1 tRNA gene and 1 rRNA gene are annotated in these 343 nt (G+C 49.6%); both read right to left on the reverse strand.

From position 1 onward, the window contains the following. Positions 1-43: 43 nt before the first annotated feature. Positions 44-120, reverse strand: a tRNA-Met gene (locus ACN6NB_RS19505). 18 nt (positions 121-138) lie between these two features. After that, positions 139-254, reverse strand: a 5S ribosomal RNA gene (gene rrf, locus ACN6NB_RS19510). Between the last annotated feature and the right edge of the window lie 89 nt (positions 255-343).

Consider the following 343-nt stretch of genomic DNA (forward strand, 5'->3'; position numbering starts at 1 on the left):
GTGACAGGCAGGCATTCTAACCAACTGAACTACCGGACCATTTTGGTTGCGGGGGCAGGATTTGAACCTGCGACCTTCGGGTTATGAGCCCGACGAGCTACCGAACTGCTCCACCCCGCGATGATATAAATATTACAAGCTTGGCGGCGTCCTACTCTCACAGGGGGAAACCCCCAACTACCATCGGCGCTGAAGAGCTTAACTTCCGTGTTCGGCATGGGAACGGGTGTGACCTCTTCGCTATCGCCACCAAACCTGATGGAGAGAATGTTCTCTCAAAACTAGATAACAATGTTCATGTTTCACATTAGAATATAGGTTAAGTCCTCGATCTATTAGTATC

This window comes from Bacillus sp. 11B20, from assembly GCF_056098985.1.